Raw genomic sequence first — 17395 nt, 5'->3', positions numbered from 1 at the left:
AACAGTGTATGTTGAAACATGCACTGTTTTATTTTGGGGATAAAATTATGTGGGGCGCGGATCAGGCTTCAATTCAAGACAAAAAACGACAAAACCAAGCATTAGAACAAGATATTAAAAGCTTCGGTCAAAAGGTTGAGCACTTTTTAATTGAAGTTAATCAGCTTATTTTGGATAAGCCACAACAAACCAAACTGGCTCTGACCTGTTTACTGGCAGGCGGTCATGTATTATTTGAAGATTTACCAGGACTCGGCAAAACAACTTTAGCCAGTGCTTTGGCTCGTTTGGCTGGATTACATTTTCAGCGAATTCAATTCACCAATGATATGTTGGCCAGTGATGTGATTGGCATCAATATTTTTAACCAGAAAGAACATGTATTTGAGTTTAAGCAAGGCCCTGTTTTTACTCAAATCCTCCTCGCAGATGAAATTAACCGCTGTAGCCCCAAAACTCAAAGTGCTTTGTTGGAAGCGATGGAAGAAGGGGCTGTCACTGTAGATGGCGTGCATTATGAATTGCCACAACCTTTTTGGGTACTCGCTACGCAAAACCCACTCTTTCAAAGTGGAACTTATGCATTGCCAGAGTCTCAACTAGACCGTTTTTTGATGCGATTGTCATTGGGTTATCCCTCTCGTCAAGCAGAAAAATTACTGTTACAACAAAGCTCACGCCAAGTCCTGATTCATCAATTAGATGCCGTATTTAACCAAGCCGATATTTTACATTTACGTGAATTGGCCAAACAGATCTTCCTGAGTGACACCGTACTTAATTATATTTTAGACTTAGCTGCGGAAACACGTAAACAACGCCATGGCCTGTCTACACGTGGAGTATTGGCACTGAAAGCTGCAGCACAAGCTTATGCGTTGGTTGAAGGGCGTAGCTTCGTGACCACGGATGATGTACAGACGGTATTTGTTGCTGTGGTTGCACATCGTTTAAGTTTGGGGGAGATGGAGGTAAAACAACTGTTGCAGTCTGTTGATGCATTGTAGGTGAGTATAGACTATGCAAACAGGACTTAAACAACAGGTCAATCAATGGATCGCAAAACGTTTCCAAGTGGATCGTAGTAAAACCCTACGACAAAAGGATGTTTTGGTTTTTATCTATAAACAAGGTTTTCTATATCTGGTCCTGATTCTAATTACCTTTATTGCCGGCATTAACTATGCCAATAACCTGATTTTAGGATTTTGTTTTTTAATCAGCGCCATTCTGTGTATTAGTTTTTATCTGACTTTTAAGCAATTACATGATTTACAAATTGATGTTGTGATGCCTGAGGTTGGGCAGGTTGATCAGACACTTTTCTTAAAATTAGTGTTGAAACAACCCGTAGGGGCAGCACGTTATCTAAGAGTTCAGTGGCAAACGCAAGAGCAATTGATTTATACCGATCAGACACAACACAGTGTTGAGCTTGCCGTTATGCCAGATAAACGCGGACTCTATGAATTTGGTGCCGTTAAAATTTATTCTACTTATCCATTAGGATTAGTCCGCGCATGGACTTATTTATATCCAAAACATAAAGTCTGGGTTGCCCCAAAGGGCTATGACTGGCAGAAAGAGCACAAAAATAAGCCGACTTCAGCCCAAGATAGCTTAGATGAATTTAAAGAGTTGCGTGGCTTTCAATACGGTGATTCTTATCAAAATGTGGCATGGAAACAGGTCGCACGTGGACAGGGATTTCTGATCAAAATATTTGAAGCTCAGGCCAATCACCAGCATTTGGAAATTGACTATCAGCAGATCCCAGCTCAAAGCCATGAAGATAAATTAAGTTTTATGATGGGGTTGGTCGAGCAATGTGAACAGTTAGGTGATGATTACGCACTTATTTTGCCGCATACACGCTTGGAAAGCGGGCAGGGAAAATCTCAGTTAATTAGAGCAAAACTTTTATTAGCGCAGGCATAATGATGACTAAACAAATCTATTTCTGTGTTTTAGCTGTCTTGGCTTTCGTATTACTTGGGCAAATCGCTTTTGCACCTGCTGCTTTAACGGGATTATGGGCGGTGGTTTGGTTGTTATTGGTTCGGAGATATCGTAAACAGAGCTGGCTGCCTTTTCCAAAATGGTTTTTGGTGATTTTTATTCTATTGTCCTTGGGTATTGTTTATATCAATTATCAAACCATCCTAGGGGTAGAAGCGGGCGTCGCCTTTTTAAGTACCTGTTTATTTGCCAAATGTTTAGAAGCCAAAAACACCCGTGATTTATTGATTGTCTTTAATTTTGCTCTATTTGTCAGTGCCAGCCTATTGTTACATAGCCAAGCTTTTTGGATGGCACTAATTGTATTTACAGCCTTTGTAATGTGTTTAGTCGGTCTTTATCGCATACAGACAGGATTATTTAGTCAGACGAAATTATCATCCAATCAATTTAAACAAGATGTGAAGCAAATTTTTAAATTTGTAGGCATTGCAATTCCTTTCTTTCTGATCTTATTTATTTTCTTTCCGCGCTTACCGCCATTGTGGGCAGTTCCAATTCAGAGTAATCAGGCCACTACCGGGATTAGTGATCGTATGTCACCTGGGGATATTGCACAATTATCGCAGTCCTCGGCTTTGGCCTTTCGAGTAGTGGCAAATATGTCGCAATTTCCAAATCGGTCAGAACTATATTGGCGAGCCTTGGTTTTAGATCAATATGATGGAACCACATGGACCAGCAGTTTTTTTAATCAGCAAATCAAAAGTGAACAGTCCACACCACGGAGCGTGTTTTATCAATATTTGGCAGCTGACGAGCAAGCCAGTTGGATCATGGGCTTGGAATATTCGATTCCTCAAGAACGCTATTTGCAGTTGTATCAAGACAATAGTATTCGTCCAACTAAATTAGTTAAGCGTAATGTACCGATACAAATGCGTTGGCTCGGAAGGATGTCGGCTGAAAGGGTTTCCTTGTCGCAGCGACAGCTTGAGTTAAATCTTAATTTTGATGAGGGGCGGGATCTTAAAGCGCAGCAATTGGCGCATGGGCTGTTTGAAAAAAGTCAGAAGCAACCTGAACTATATCTACAATCTGTGCTGTCATGGTACCGAAAAAATGGTTTTGTTTATACCTTAACACCAGGGACTTTAGGTGGCGATCGTATTGATCAGTTCTTGTTTTCCAGCCGCAAGGGCTTTTGCGAGCATTATGCGTCTAGTTTTGTCATGCTAATGCGTTATGTTGGAATTCCAGCACGTGTAGTGACTGGCTATCAAGGCGGTCAACTGGCGCCTGATGGGCAAAGTTGGGAGGTTCGACAACTTGATGCGCACGCTTGGAGTGAGGTCTATCTAGATGGAAAATGGAAAAGAATTGATCCGACAGCCATGATTGCACCGCAACGAATTGATACGGGCATGCAGGATTATTTGGCACAAGATCAAACTGTATGGGGGGATGAAAGTAAAGCTTGGCGTTTGCAACAATTTAAGTTTCTAAAAAATATGCGGATTTGGAGTGATTATTTAAGTTATCAATGGCAAAGTAAAGTCGTTGGTTACGATGCAGAAAAGCAGAAAAACTGGCTGTCTCGCTTAGGGCTGGATTCAAGTTATGCATATGCGATTGTTTTGATTATTGGTGTAATCGCTATTTTGCTGGTTTATGCGGGTATCTATTGGTGGAAGCAAACAAGACAGCAGACCAATACTCAAAGAGCAATTAATAAGTTGCAAATGCAGTTGCCAAAGGCTTTACATAAGCAAGCAGCAGAAACTTTTCAAGTGTGGATGCGGCGTTTGGCAGCTCAAGTTGAAGACAAACGGGTATTTGAGCAAGCGATTGTGTTATATCAACAAATTGTTTTTTTAGAGCAGCAGGATAGCGCAAATACTCAAGATTTTAAGCGCTTGCTTAAAGACTGCGCAATTGCACTGAAACAATCTCAAAAAAACTTGTGAAGCTGATAAAAAATGAATATGATGCTTCTCATTCTAGGTGTATAGCTCAGTTGGTTAGAGCGCTACGTTGACATCGTAGAGGTCTCCAGTTCGAGTCTGGATATACCTACCAAAAATTACGCTTTATCAGCGATTTACAACCCACCTTAATAGGTGGGTTTTTATTTTTTAATATCCATTCAAGCAAAAATGTAGTTCGGTGTAAGAATTAAAAGAATATAAAATATATAGAATCAGTATAAGTTGAATTTTTATTTCACAAAAAAAATATGATAATTTAAAAAAATTATAAATGTAATAGGTTTTTTATGAGTTTAAATAAAGCTAATGATTTTTTTGTAAATAAAAATGGTTTTATATCACTTTTTGATTTTATACCTGAAGAATATTATGTAAACATCAGTGATTATAATCGTTCAAAGATACTTGTTGGCGATGTTTCTAATTATATTCAAGAAGCTTTAAATTATGCTTATGAGAATAGAAAGGATGTTTTAGCTCCATTTGCATTTTACTTTATTGGCAAAACAATTAATGTCCCAGCAAAAATTAGATTTATTGGTTTATCACAGCCTTATCTTATTGCTTTAGACGAATTTAATGGGGTGGATTTATTATCTACAGATCATGAAGGGCAGGATGAATATTATATTGAAAATTTTTATTTAAACGGTATTTATCATAAAAAAATGAATGGTATACATGTTGGAGGATGTCGGAATTCAATTTTTAAAAAAATTCAAGCAACAGCTTGTCTTAATGCCGCTATATTGGTCAATCCAACACACCCAAATTCAGGGGATGTAGAAAATATAGAAATTGATCATATTTGGTCTGTTCGCTCAGCCGGTATCAAATTTATAACTAATTCTAATATTAGTAGGGGGAATATTACTGATGGGACAATTACAAATTGTCAATTAACGAGCGGAGATGTAAATGATAAAGATGGTTTTCCTATTGCATTAATTGCTAGCCCTAATCGTAGTATATTTGGTCTAAAATTTGATCGTATTTTTACAAAAACTACAGATGAAACTCATATTTTTGTGAATCCTAATAATGGAACTATTTATGGCAATGAGTTTTCCTTTTTTACTGGTGAGTCATGGACTTTGGGTTCTGGAGCGCCTAGTCTTAATTTTTCTCAAAGTACATTGTATGTATTTGATGGTGCATTTATAAGAAATAAATTTTCAAATTTTTATATGACAGGTCTTCAAGGCAATGGTGTCACACTAGGGAATGGTTCAGTAGATAATGTTTTTGATGGTATTATTTTTATAGAATATCAACCAACAATAAACAATAAATGGGTTGAGTTTAGACTTGGTGCAAATAGAAATTATTTTAAAAATGTAAATGTAGATTATGGTCTGAATGTTGAAGATTCTACAACATCATCAAATTTTATATTTGGTAATTCAGGATCGAATGCAAAAATACAAGATAGTGGGCAATTTAATTTGGTTGAAGGTAGGAAAATAACTAGATTTCCTAGTGTGTTGGTAAAACGATCTTATATTTTTGAAAACAATGGAATCCAACTTGTTAATAATCCTGTGGTTGGCTGTGCTTTTGTTCCATATGAGAATGATTTAAATGTAACAATACCTTCTGGGTCAAGTATTTATTATCTTACTGTACCATTTAAAACAACAGTTGGGTTTAAAGGGGATAGAGTTTCAGCTTTATTTAGTTATAAATTTATAAGTGAAAATAATGGGTTGAAAATGAGCATGCACTTATGTGGTCAAGGAAAGCCTGTACTAGATTATGAAATCGGGAAAAATAATGTTATGACATTTATATCAATACTGGATAAGAAGAATATGTCATTTGTTTTAACTTTTTCTGGCAAGCGGAATTCAGATGTTACTTTTACAATGAAGGATATTGTTATAGTTGAAGGAGGGAATATTCCATATTTCTTTGATTTTACTAAGCTTTATGTAGAAATCTGATGTCGTTATGCTTTTTAGGTAGGTGAGTAGTAGAAATTAAGTTAATTGAAGTTGGTTTTTATAAAAATTAAATGAAAAGTCGGAGTTTTAATTCTGATAGTTAATATAGTTTTTAATCTTTTAGTGGTTTTGACTAATATTTTTAAAAAAAGGTATAAATATGAATGAAGTAAAAAGCGTTTTAAGTTTATCACAATTAAAGTCCATTAAGTTGCCTGTAAATGGACAGTTGGTTTATATGGAATCCTATCATGAAGGATTAAATAGAGGTGGTGGTTTTTTTATTTATGATTCTAATAAATCTGGAGTTAATGATGGTGTTTTTGTTTTTAATGGATGGACACGCCAAAATTTTGATAAAGTAACACCAGATATGGCTGGTGCCAAACCAAATGATAGCTCATTTGATAATGCTGATATCTTAAATTTAGTGTTTAGTACAGGTCTTGATATCTATGGAAAATCTTCTGATTCTTATAAGGTGAAAAAAAGTCTAAGGACGAAAGGACAAAAATTAATTGGGGGTTGGAAAATTGATTCTACCAAGGCAACTAGTAGAAGTGGAACATGGAGTAAAGTGGTTAAAACAAATATTGATGGTTTGGATACTTCTAATAATATTAGGATGTTATATGTTTCATCTGCTTGGGATTTATCAGAGTTTTTAGCAATAAAGGAACTCGGTTTTAATATGATACATCATTATGTTGGAATGTCAGTCATGGGATGGGATAGAGATGGCAATGTATTTGATGTTTTAAATAATGCAATGAGTGCTGGTTTAAAAGTTTCTTTAGGCATTGAGCAAGATCCAAATGCCATTGCAAATTTAGCAACTTGGGTGGCATCGGTTGATCATTACCCTGCATTATGGGCATATAGTGTTATAGATGAACCAGTATCTAGAGAAAGGACTGTTCTTCAACAAGATGAAAAAATTGCTGAAATGAGAGGTTTAACAAGAAAAACACTATTTACTGTAGATTGGATGAATAGTCCTTTTGAGCAAAAATATTCTAAGAATTATGATTTGGTTTTGATTAACTCATATAGCATGCGATATTCACAAGGAGATATGCAACAACGGGTTAAGAATGATCTAAGTAAATTTAGGTTAGATTATGGGACGATTAAATCACAGGTAGGTGTAAAGGTTATCCCATGTGTATCTATGTTTGGATTCACTGATAATGCTAATTTTTTTGCTGCTGATACTGATCAGATTGTAGCAGCGAGTAAAGTCTTTGGAAAAGTTGCTCAGGGCAATTATGCTGCTTTTGTCTGGGATGGCGAAGCTGATATACAGATAACAACAGCGGTACGTGATAATCCTAAATTTCAACAGTTAGCCATTGATTTATCTAAACAAGCAAAATTGGAATTGAAGACAGAAACCTATAAATTTGGTGGAATTTCGACTGCTCAATCTGATTGGGGTATTGAAGAAATTATTAATAAAATTATTAAAAAAGATTTAGATTCTAATGACTCATTTATTGGTAGTGGTGCCTATCCAATTGTCTTGAAAAACGGTTCCATTGATACAGATAGAACCAGTATGCTAATTAGTACTGGTAATTACGTTAGCGGCATTGGTTTCAAAGGGGGGGCAGGAAGATTAGTTACAGATATTGGTTTTGAAAAAAATTTAAGAGTTTATATTGAAGTATTTAGTCCAACATCAATAATCAATGGTTATCTATATATTCGGTCTTGTAGTGATGGTGGATATTCCAGTGTTATCAGATATGATACCAATATTAATGGTAATCAAGTTGTTAACGCAAATATAAACTCTGAAAAATCTTGGGGCAAGGTTGTTTTTGAACTAATTAATTCTAATAACTGGCAGCATTATAGAGGATTTATCAGAGGAGTAGTGATTAATACAGATTGGTAATGCCTGTTTCGTAAATATAAATAAATTTCAAAATTAATTTTTTCAATGAGTATAATTATGAATTATATCATAAAATTAGATAATGTTTCACAATTGACCGCTGTGCAATCTCCTACAGATGGACAAACTGTATATATTGAAAGTTTAGGTAAGTTTTATACCTATAATCAGGGTTTAAAAACTAGTAGCAATGGTGTGACGGTTATTGATAAATGGGAAATGCAAATTCAAGAGGCATACTACGCTTCTTGGTTTTGTGAAAAAGATTCTATTGATAATAAAAGTAAGCCTCAAACTTTAAATATTGAATTAGGTTATCAATATGCTACCTCCAAAAATAGACCCTTTATTATTGATGGGGCATATTATGTAGAATCTACAACCAGAAAAACGAAGACTTCTTATCCGTCATTAAATCCTAAGACCAATGATTCATTACATTATGCTATTAGAGTTTTAAGTAATTCGTGCTTAATATTTAAGAAGGGTGTTGGGAAGTTAAAGCTTGTCCCAAATAATCAAGATTGGTCAAGAATTCTTTGCATTTTTGATGTGGAAAATTATTTGATTTTTGAACCAGAATTAATAGGTGATAAATCCGAACATTTATCAAATACTGGTGAACAACATATGATGCTTGCAATTCATCCATCAAGAAATGGATATATCCGGAATTTAATTTGTAGAGATTCCTGGGGTGATGGCCTGTATATTGGTTATGCACATTGGGCGAATTCCTATCATATTGATGTAGCTGTACCAACAAATATTGTAATAGATAATGCACAAGTTTATAACTCAAGTAGAAATGGTGTTAGCTTATGTGGGGCTAATGGATTAAAAATAAATAACTTGCTTGTTGATAAGGTTGATCGCATAGCACCTATTGCTGGTATCGATATTGAACCCGAAGAGGATGCTTCTTATAACGGTGGAAAATTGATGCATCTAAAAGATGTAAAAATTCATAACGCTACTATAAAAAACTCGAGTAATTATGGTGTTATTTCATTTATTTATGGGAGTAGAGAAGTAGATGTTTCTTTCACGGGTACTACAACTTTTTTAGCTGAAGCACCAGGTTATTGCTCATTTCCTATTTGGTTTCTAAGTTATCAAGGTGAAGAGGCAGAAAAAGATTATAAGTCAAGTGGGGGGGTAAGCTTTGAGAAAGTGATGATGAGTGGTATTGGTGGAGCATGGGGGATAGTGGCTCCTATTTCATTTTACTCTGCTTTAGCTAAGGTGCATTTGTCGATAGATAGTTTGTGTATAAAGGACTCAATGAATCCTTTAGTTTTTGGTTTTAAAAATACGACAACGGTAAATGCAGCTTTCAGTGGCGGTTTAAATATAAAATCAATTGAATTACATCAGAGTTATGATTCTGTTCAGCTTGGTGATTCAGTGGATTTATCCAAAAAGGTTCTAAAATATATTGATTTGCCGATCCCTAAGGATTGTTTGGTTGAGTATAAGAATAGAGGATTTGTTTTTGAAAATGATGTGAATATCGGTGGGTATTCTAATCTTGAATATCGTGGTTGGTATAATACAGATGAATTAATTAACAACATTATTTTTAAGCCAAAAGTGAATCCAGATGATGGGGGATCTATTCAATCTCGTATTTATGATTTAGGAGGGAAAACAAATGGACGAATTATGTCTTTTTCGTTGGATGCTAACTTAAATAGTAACCAAATTGGAGACGGGCTATATGTTCAATGTGGAAAACTTCATAAATCTAATAGTAATATGGCTTCGATTACCTGTGAATATAAATCAAATGGCCTTCGACGTATTTTTTCATCTTATGGTACGTTTATAACTTTTTGAATGAGTTCTTAAAGCTTCTTATTGAAAGAAGATATGTTGCTTTCATCGCATTTATATATTGACTTAATCGACTATTGGTGCTAATTTAATCAATAAGGAAGTCATATACTATTTGGGATTTAAGAGAAATCTTGCCTAAATGAACAAAGATATGACAACCTGAACACACAGCTAACAACGAACGAAACGGTTTAGATCGTTTTTAAAAATGTTCAAGGTTGTAGAAAAGCCCGTTAATCGGGCTTTTTTAATGTCGATTATTTTTAAAGCAAATCTAGGCTATAGTGTGAAATAAAGATTGGTGGAGCAATAGGGGGATTGTGATGCTGATGTTTATTATTTTGGTCATTGTGATTGGCCTATTTTTATTCATCTTTTTTGCAAAGAAAACAGATTCTACACAGAATACTTCAGACTTTAGTCATCCATATCCTTCAACGACATCAAGTTGTGATTCTTTTCAAGATAACGATGATAAAGGTATAGATAATTGTAGTTCTAATGCCGAGTCAAACTCTGATTCAAGTAGTTGCGATAGTAATAGCAATAATGATTAAAAAAACTTGTACCCCTTGAGGGTAAGAGGTACAAGTTAAACCGAGTTTAAGGTAAGTCAAACCAGATCATTTGACTATCTTGCAATGCCGTAACGGTTGCAGTCTCATCAAAAAGTAAAGCATCACCTGCTTTAACCAAATGATCCGCAATCATCACTTCACCTGAAATAACATGCACATAGTTTACTTTTTTCCGTGCTGTAATCTCTAAATGTTGATCTTTCTCAATGACTGCTGTTTTCACTTCGGCATTTTGACGGATCGACATTGGCGCAGATTCATCACCAGTAATCAAATGCCATTGGTTTGGATGATCTTTCGGATTGAGTTGAATTTGCTGATAAGTTGGTTCAGCATCTTGTACATTCGGTTGAATCCAGATCTGTAATAGATGCACCGCTTTATCATGCTTATTCATTTCACTGTGGGTGACCCCAGTTCCAGCACTCATCAACTGCCATTCGCCCGCATTGATCTGACCTTCATTGCCCATACTGTCTTTATGGGAAATGGTGCCATCAAGTACACAGGTTAGAATTTCCATGTTGTCATGGGGATGGGTACCGAAACCATTATGAGCAGCAACTGTGTCATCATTAATCACGCGGAGTGCACTGACACCCATGTACTTCGGGTTGTACCAGCTACCAAATGAAAAGCTATGATAAGTGTCTAACCAACCTGCTTTTACATGACCACGGTTTTCACTACGATGTAGATAAGCATTCATCTTTCATCTCCCAATTATTATGTTTTGCTTGATGCTTATATTATCGATTCATAATGGAGATAAATAGTCTTTAATTGCGACATATTGTTCTATAAATGCAATGATTAAATAGTGTGTATTTTCTTGGCTCAAATAAAAAAGGCTGAATAAAAATATTCAGCCTTTTCAAATGGGTAAATAAATTTACCAATCTTTTATTTAGATTTGTTTTCCAATTGAGGAATTGCAGAGCCTTGGCCAACTGCAAGCAGACCTGTTTCAGTATAGATACCCAGTTTTGCACGGGTATCGGTAATGTCGAGGTTACGCATAGTTAACTGACCGATACGATCCATTGGCGTAAACATTGAATCACCTTTTTCCATGGTCAAACGCTCAGCTTCATAAGTGAGGTTTGGAGATTCAGTGTTCATAATGGTGTAGTCATTACCACGGCGTAATTCTAAAGTTACTGTACCCGTAATCGCTTTAGCAACCCAACGTTGTGATGTTTCACGAAGCATTAATGCTTGTGAGTCGAACCAGCGACCTTGGTAAAGTAGGCGACCTAAACGTAAACCGTTAATGCGATATTGTTCAATCGTATCTTCGTTATGAATACCAGTTACTAAACGCTCATAAGCGATATGTAATAAAGCCATACCCGGTGCTTCATAGATGCCACGAGATTTCGCTTCGATGATACGGTTTTCAATTTGGTCAGACATACCTAGACCATGACGACCACCGATACGGTTCGCTTCAAGAATGAATTCAACTGGATCTTCGATACGTTGACCATTCAATGCAACTGGCATACCTTCTTCAAAAGTAATGCTTACTTCTTCAGGTTGGATTTCAACGTCATCTTTCCAGAACGCAACACCCATGATTGGGTCTACGATTTTAATACCAGCATTCAAGTATTCTAAATCTTTGGCTTCGTGCGTTGCACCTAACATGTTTGAGTCAGTTGAATACGCCTTTTCTTTTGACATTTTATAGTCAAAACCGTTGTCGATTAAGAATTGCGACATTTCGGCACGGCCGCCTAACTCATCAATAAAGGTTTGGTCTAGCCAAGGCTTATAGATTTTTAGCGCAGGGTTGGTCAATAAACCATAACGATAGAAACGTTCAATATCGTTGCCTTTATAAGTTGAACCGTCACCCCAAATGTTGACGTCATCTTCTTTCATCGCTGTGACAAGCATCGTACCTGTCACTGCACGACCTAAAGGTGTGGTGTTGAAGTAAGGAACACCGCCAGTGCTGATGTGGAATGCACCACATTGAATCGCAGCAATACCTTCAAGTGCAAGTTGTAAACGACAATCGATTAATCGAGCTTTGACTGCACCGTACTGTTCAGCTTTCTTTGGAATAGCATCATAGTCATCTTCATCAGGTTGACCCAGATTTGCAGTATATGCATAAGGCTCTGCGCCTTTCTGTTTCATCCATAATAAAGCTGCTGAAGTGTCTAAACCACCAGAGAAGGCAATCCCAACTTTTTTACCTACTGGTACATGCTGCAAGATCGTTGCATTATCAGTCATTGCTAGTCCTAACTATTTCGAAATAGGCACCCTAATACATCGGTGACCAAAGAGAATTTATACGCTCAGTACTATATCACTTTTCAAATCGATTTTTTTTGTGTTAGGAAAGGAATTCTTTTTTTTTCATTTAAAAAATAGATTAACATCGGAAAAATATAAAGTTTTGCGATAAGCATAGCGATTTAATTAAAATCATATAAATGGGGAGCAGAAAACGATGTTTGCAGAGAAAAACCAAATTCTATCGACCTTGCATCGCATTGTTGCGTTTATCTTAATTTCAGATCTCGTCTATGCGATTTATAACCTATATATGCACATGCCCAAATACTTTGTTGGCGGTCTTCTGGGGCGTGTTGCATTAATTGCTGTTCATTTCCTATGCGCGAAAAGTGTTAAGACTGGAAGTACAAGCAGTCGTATTGGTTCAATTGTAATGACGGCCTTTATGCTCAATATGTTCCCTGTAGGAACTGTTATTGCAGCAGTGATGTTGTTTTTCTCTATATTTAAATGGGAAAAAACCTCAACGTTTCAATTGCCAACTGTAATCCCGAAGAATTAATTCTTAAATATGCTCAAAGCGAATCATTTAGCCCAATAAATTGTTTCTCAATCGGGGTAAAGACATGATCATTGCGCGCAATGAGATAAAGACCGATATCCCGATATTGTTCAGGCGTTTCTCGATAATATTGGATCTTGTATTTGTCGATTAATGACTTGGCAATCATCGAAATACCCATACCTAACTGGGTAAAGTGTATTAGGGCCTCATGATCATAAATATGGGTAAGCTCACCTTTTTTAAGATTGTAGTCCGTGTAGATGCTGTCTAAAGTTGTGGCATAGCAACATTGTTCAGAAGCCAACAAAATATTTTGATGATTTAGGCACTCTTCTAGGCTGTCATGGTTGATCATGTTTTTACCAATAATTACCAGTTGGTCATCAGCCTTTTGAATGTATTGCAGATTTTTGTGTTTAGGATGTCCTAGGGCATAAGCAATATCTAAATTACCTGCTAAAATCTCATCCTCGAGATAACCTGTTGGGCCTGTTTTCATCGTGATGGAAAGGTCAGGGTAGGCTTCATAGAGCTGACTAAAAGAGGGGTAGAAACGCATCCCGCCTAGACTGGTATTGGTTCCAAAGCGCAAAACGCTTTCTTGTTGATAGATTTTATTTTCAGTTTCTTCCCAAGTGAAAATCATCTTTTTATATTGAGCATACAAATTCATACCTGACTCAGTCAGTTCGACACCTTTGGGCTTACGAATAAACAGTTGGCGTTTATAGTGATTTTCAATCTTTTTAATTTTCGCAGTCATATTGGACTGTAAATAATTGAGCTTATTTGCCGCGGCGGTAATGCTCTTCAGCTCGGCCACAGTGACAAATGATCGGATATCACTAATATCAATATTCACGACTAGTCCTCAATATTTCAAATTATTCAATGCAAAAGATGCTATCAAAACAGATAAGTTGAATTAGACATCAAAAAAAATGATGTATCTATTAAAACATAGCATTATTCATGATGTCATTTATTTTATACACTAAGCTTACTTTTTATCGGTTGGGTACAACACGTGAATATTCGAGTCATGAGTGCAATCGCGTTGCTATGCTTGGTGTGGGGATCTTTATGGGGCTTGGTTAAACATAGCCTGCAAGTGTTTCCACCATTTTTATTTATCTCTACACGGTTGATTTTAGCTGCATTGACATTAATGCTAGTACAACGGATTTTAAAGAAATCTATTCTTCCGCAACATCATGAGTGGAAGCCTTTGATCATTTTAAGTTTATTGATCTGTTTTGGTTTTTATGCAACACAAACCTTTGCAATGCAATTTGTTGGTTCAGGTTTATCAGCTGTGCTGGTGTTTACCATGCCGATTTTTATTGCTGTGTTAGCGCATTATTTTTTAAATGAAAGGTTGAATACGCAGAAAATCTTGGGTCTCATTTTAGGGACCTTAGGGCTCGTCGCAATTTTATGGCCTCAACTACATCATGTGCATATGAATATGTCATTGCTTGGACAAGTCTTATTGATTGGTTCAGGTTTCTTCTGGGCATTATCTACAGTCTATATTAAAAAGAATTTTGCCACGTATGACAAAATAAAACTGACCATTTGGCAACTGCTATTAGGTGGAAGTTTAATGTTTGGCATGGCTTTATTTTTTGAACCTGTCGATGCGCAAGTTTGGTTAAATCCTTTAAATGAGTCTGCATTATTTTATATTGCGGTGGTTGGAACAGGTTTTGCCTTTGTGCTTTGGAACTGGATTGTGAGTCAGGTGGATACCTTTGTGGCTTCAATTTCGATTATGTGTATCCCAATACTTAGTCTGTTTTTTGGTTCGTTGATTTGGCATGAAGCTTTGACGCTCAATATTTTAATTGGTGCAGCACTGATCTGCTTAGGCATTGTAATGAGTTCTTTGAAAATGAAAGTACAGAAAAATCACTTAGCTTATTCAGGCAATCAACAGCGTTAAATGATGGATATACACAGTTCGCTACAAAGCCTTAGAGATAAATTGTAATCAATAACATTAGCTTAATATTTTACTCAAACAAAATCAGCCATGTTCTATATGGCTGATTTTTTATTTTTTAGATCAATTTGGGGGGAGGCTGTCAGCTGAGTTATTTGTATTGTGGTTTATTTAGATCATAAAGATTCACAGGATAAGGTTGGATTGACTCTTTCAACACCGAAAATTTTATAAATAGTCATCCCAAATAAATAAAAAAGTATTAAAGTACTATGCAACAAGTTGCAAAGCCAAAATTATAGAAGGAATACCATGACTAGCTATGCAAATATCTTAAAACCATTACATTTGGGTTTTACCACCATTAAAAACCGTGTCGTAATGGGTTCAATGCATTCCGGTTTAGAAGATCGTTTCTTTAACTATCCTAAGCTAGCAGCTTATTTTGGCGAGCGAGCAAAAGGTGGCGTAGGTCTCATCATTACTGGAGGAATTTCTCCAAACCGTCAGGGCTGGTTGCTCCCTGCTGGCGGAACGATGAATAGCTTGGCGGATATTCCTCATCATCGTTTAGTTACCCATGCTGTACATAAGCATGGCGCAAAAATTTTGATGCAAATCTTGCATTCTGGTCGTTATGGTTATCATCCATTTTCAGTTTCATCATCACCGATTCAAGCACCGATTAATCCATTTAAGCCACGTCAAATGTCGGATGCTCAGATTCTTGCAACCATTGAGGATTATGCACGTTGCGCGAGCTTAGCGAAAAAAGCGGGTTATGATGGCGTAGAAATCATGGGTTCAGAAGGTTATTTAATTAACCAGTTCCTTAGTAGCCATGTGAATAAGCGTACTGACCGTTGGGGCGGTGATATCGATAATCGTATGCGTTTCCCTGTAGAGATCGTCAAAGCAATCCGTGCAAAAGTGGGTGAAAAATTCATTATTGCATTCCGTTTGTCTTTGCTTGATTTAGTACATGATGGCAATACCATGCAAGAAGTGATCGTGGTTGCTAAAGCATTAGAGAAAGCTGGCATTACGTTATTAAACACAGGGATTGGCTGGCATGAAGCGCGTGTACCAACGATTGTAACCTCTGTGCCGCGTGCAGCATTTGTGGATTATACCGCTGCGGTAAAACAGCATGTTTCAGTTCCAGTGATTGCATCAAATCGTATTAATATGCCAGATACTGCCGAAGAAATTATTGCTTCGGGTAAAGCCGATATGGTGCAAATGGCACGTCCATTCTTGGCCGATCCATATTGGGTAAATAAAACAGCAACCAATCGTGTTGATGAAATTAATACTTGTATCGCATGTAACCAAGCTTGCTTAGACCATGCCTTTAAAAATGAGCGTGTAAGCTGTCTAGTCAATCCACAAGCGTGCCATGAGACAGAACTGGTTTATATCAAAACCAAAAAACCTAAGCGTATTGCGGTTGTCGGTGGTGGTGTTGCAGGTATGTCTGCTGCAACAGTTGCTGCCAGCCGTGGTCATGCTGTGACATTATTTGAAGCCAATAATGATGTTGGCGGTCAGTTTAATTTGGCAAAAGTGGTGCCTGGAAAAGAAGAGTTCCATGAGACCATTCGTTACTTTAAAGTGCAGTTGAAACAAACGGGTGTAGATGTCCGTTTAAATACTCGTGTAAACCGTGAACAGTTAGAACGTGAAGGTTTTGATGAAGTGGTTGTGGCTACAGGTGTTGTACCACGTGCATTGAAGATTCAGGGCAGCACCGCACCTCAAGTATTGTCATATGCCGAAGTATTACGTGGCGCAGAAGTGGGTCATAAGGTTGCAGTGATTGGAGCAGGTGGTATTGGTTTTGATGTATCAGAATTTTTATTAAAACCGCCACATCAGCCGCAGCCACAACCCTTGGCAGATTGGCAACGTGAGTGGGGTGTTGATCCAAATCCTGATTACATCTCTGAAGGTGGCATGCAGCGTCCAGAAGTTGAAATTCCTGTGCGTCAGATCTATTTATTGCAACGTAAAACTACACCATTGGGTATAGGTCTAGGGAAAACCTCTGGTTGGGTACATCGTGCGCAACTGAAAAAACATGCAGTGCGCATGTTACGTGGTGTGCAATATAAAGCTGTAACTGATGAGGGTTTATGGGTCGAACATAATGGTCATGATCAATTATTGCGTGTTGATACGATTGTGGTGTGTGCAGGGCAAGAATCAGTGAAAGATTTAATGCCAAAAGAGGGCGAAAGTACTTCGGCAAACTACCACATTATTGGTGGTGCGAAGTTGGCTGCCGAGCTTGATGCCAAACGTGCGATCCGTGATGGTGCTGAATTAGCCGCAAAACTCTAAAATTGATGAAACAATATGCATTTGAATACATTGCAGTTAAATTTCTCTTGTATAACGAGGGCAAGCTTTGTATTCTTACGCA

13 protein-coding genes and 1 tRNA gene are annotated in these 17395 nt (G+C 36.9%); 11 read left to right on the top strand and 3 right to left on the bottom strand.

Features of this window, described 5'->3' with window-relative positions:
* The first annotated feature begins 47 nt into the window (after positions 1 to 47).
* From NDN11_RS11870 to NDN11_RS11835, 8 genes are all read left to right on the top strand, one after another.
* Positions 48 to 1007: an AAA family ATPase gene (locus NDN11_RS11870; RefSeq protein WP_251109759.1), complete on the top strand. Its 960-nt coding sequence runs from the start codon at positions 48 to 50 to the stop codon at positions 1005 to 1007.
* Between the two features lie 13 nt (positions 1008 to 1020).
* Positions 1021 to 1938 carry a DUF58 domain-containing protein gene (locus NDN11_RS11865; RefSeq protein WP_251109758.1) on the top strand — a complete coding sequence of 306 codons (918 nt, stop codon included), beginning with the start codon at positions 1021 to 1023 and terminating at the stop codon, positions 1936 to 1938.
* A 2-nt stretch (positions 1939 to 1940) separates the two neighbouring features.
* Positions 1941 to 3926: a transglutaminase TgpA family protein gene (locus NDN11_RS11860; protein WP_251109757.1), complete on the top strand. Its 1986-nt coding sequence runs from the start codon at positions 1941 to 1943 to the stop codon at positions 3924 to 3926.
* Between the two features lie 35 nt (positions 3927 to 3961).
* A tRNA-Val gene (locus tag NDN11_RS11855) sits at positions 3962 to 4038 on the top strand.
* Between the two features lie 196 nt (positions 4039 to 4234).
* Positions 4235 to 5890 carry a hypothetical protein gene (locus NDN11_RS11850; RefSeq protein ID WP_251109756.1) on the top strand — a complete coding sequence of 552 codons (1656 nt, stop codon included), beginning with the start codon at positions 4235 to 4237 and terminating at the stop codon, positions 5888 to 5890.
* Between the two features lie 160 nt (positions 5891 to 6050).
* Positions 6051 to 7790, top strand: a complete 1740-nt coding sequence (locus NDN11_RS11845; protein WP_251109755.1) for a putative phage tail protein — start codon at positions 6051 to 6053, stop codon at positions 7788 to 7790.
* Between the two features lie 57 nt (positions 7791 to 7847).
* On the top strand, positions 7848 to 9629 hold the full coding sequence (locus NDN11_RS11840) for a hypothetical protein (protein ID WP_251109754.1): 1782 nt from the start codon (positions 7848 to 7850) through the stop codon (positions 9627 to 9629).
* A 323-nt stretch (positions 9630 to 9952) separates the two neighbouring features.
* Positions 9953 to 10186 carry a hypothetical protein gene (locus NDN11_RS11835; RefSeq protein WP_251109753.1) on the top strand — a complete coding sequence of 78 codons (234 nt, stop codon included), beginning with the start codon at positions 9953 to 9955 and terminating at the stop codon, positions 10184 to 10186.
* Positions 10187 to 10232: 46 nt separating this feature from the next.
* Here NDN11_RS11835 and NDN11_RS11830 read toward each other — a convergent pair whose 3' ends face one another.
* Positions 10233 to 10916, bottom strand: coding sequence for a pirin family protein (locus NDN11_RS11830; RefSeq protein WP_251109752.1), 684 nt, complete (start codon positions 10914 to 10916; stop codon positions 10233 to 10235).
* Positions 10917 to 11110: 194 nt separating this feature from the next.
* Entirely contained in the window at positions 11111 to 12454 is a 1344-nt protein-coding gene (argG, locus tag NDN11_RS11825) for an argininosuccinate synthase (RefSeq protein ID WP_005295454.1), read from the bottom strand.
* 220 nt (positions 12455 to 12674) lie between these two features.
* On the opposite strand from argG, the gene NDN11_RS11820 reads away from it, so the two are divergent.
* Complete coding sequence (locus tag NDN11_RS11820; protein ID WP_251109751.1) at positions 12675 to 13022, top strand: hypothetical protein; 348 nt, start codon at positions 12675 to 12677, stop codon at positions 13020 to 13022.
* A 13-nt stretch (positions 13023 to 13035) separates the two neighbouring features.
* On the opposite strand, the gene NDN11_RS11815 is transcribed toward NDN11_RS11820, so the two are convergent.
* On the bottom strand, positions 13036 to 13887 hold the full coding sequence (locus NDN11_RS11815; protein WP_251109750.1) for a LysR family transcriptional regulator: 852 nt from the start codon (positions 13885 to 13887) through the stop codon (positions 13036 to 13038).
* 165 nt (positions 13888 to 14052) lie between these two features.
* On the opposite strand from NDN11_RS11815, the gene NDN11_RS11810 reads away from it, so the two are divergent.
* Both NDN11_RS11810 and NDN11_RS11805 read left to right on the top strand, forming a co-directional pair.
* Positions 14053 to 14970 (top strand): DMT family transporter, encoded by a 918-nt coding sequence (locus NDN11_RS11810; protein ID WP_251109749.1) that lies wholly within the window; start codon positions 14053 to 14055, stop codon positions 14968 to 14970.
* 312 nt (positions 14971 to 15282) lie between these two features.
* A complete protein-coding gene (locus NDN11_RS11805; RefSeq protein ID WP_167249232.1) occupies positions 15283 to 17313 on the top strand; it encodes an NADPH-dependent 2,4-dienoyl-CoA reductase in 2031 nt (676 codons plus the stop codon).
* The last annotated feature ends 82 nt before the right edge of the window (positions 17314 to 17395 follow it).

Origin of the sequence: Acinetobacter sp. C26M (assembly GCF_023702675.1) — a bacterium.
GTDB lineage: Bacteria > Pseudomonadota > Gammaproteobacteria > Pseudomonadales > Moraxellaceae > Acinetobacter.
This window is presented reverse-complemented; position numbering and strand designations above follow the sequence as displayed.

Coding starts and splice junctions, on each gene's coding strand:
- NDN11_RS11850 (WP_251109756.1), top strand. CDS start 4,235: ATGAGTTTAAATAAAGCTAATGATTTTTTTGTAAATAAAAATGGTTTT.
- NDN11_RS11860 (WP_251109757.1), top strand. CDS start 1,941: ATGACTAAACAAATCTATTTCTGTGTTTTAGCTGTCTTGGCTTTCGTA.
- NDN11_RS11870 (WP_251109759.1), top strand. CDS start 48: ATGTGGGGCGCGGATCAGGCTTCAATTCAAGACAAAAAACGACAAAAC.
- argG (WP_005295454.1), bottom strand. CDS start 12,454: ATGACTGATAATGCAACGATCTTGCAGCATGTACCAGTAGGTAAAAAA.
- NDN11_RS11820 (WP_251109751.1), top strand. CDS start 12,675: ATGTTTGCAGAGAAAAACCAAATTCTATCGACCTTGCATCGCATTGTT.
- NDN11_RS11805 (WP_167249232.1), top strand. CDS start 15,283: ATGACTAGCTATGCAAATATCTTAAAACCATTACATTTGGGTTTTACC.
- NDN11_RS11865 (WP_251109758.1), top strand. CDS start 1,021: ATGCAAACAGGACTTAAACAACAGGTCAATCAATGGATCGCAAAACGT.
- NDN11_RS11840 (WP_251109754.1), top strand. CDS start 7,848: ATGAATTATATCATAAAATTAGATAATGTTTCACAATTGACCGCTGTG.
- NDN11_RS11845 (WP_251109755.1), top strand. CDS start 6,051: ATGAATGAAGTAAAAAGCGTTTTAAGTTTATCACAATTAAAGTCCATT.
- NDN11_RS11835 (WP_251109753.1), top strand. CDS start 9,953: ATGCTGATGTTTATTATTTTGGTCATTGTGATTGGCCTATTTTTATTC.
- NDN11_RS11830 (WP_251109752.1), bottom strand. CDS start 10,916: ATGAATGCTTATCTACATCGTAGTGAAAACCGTGGTCATGTAAAAGCA.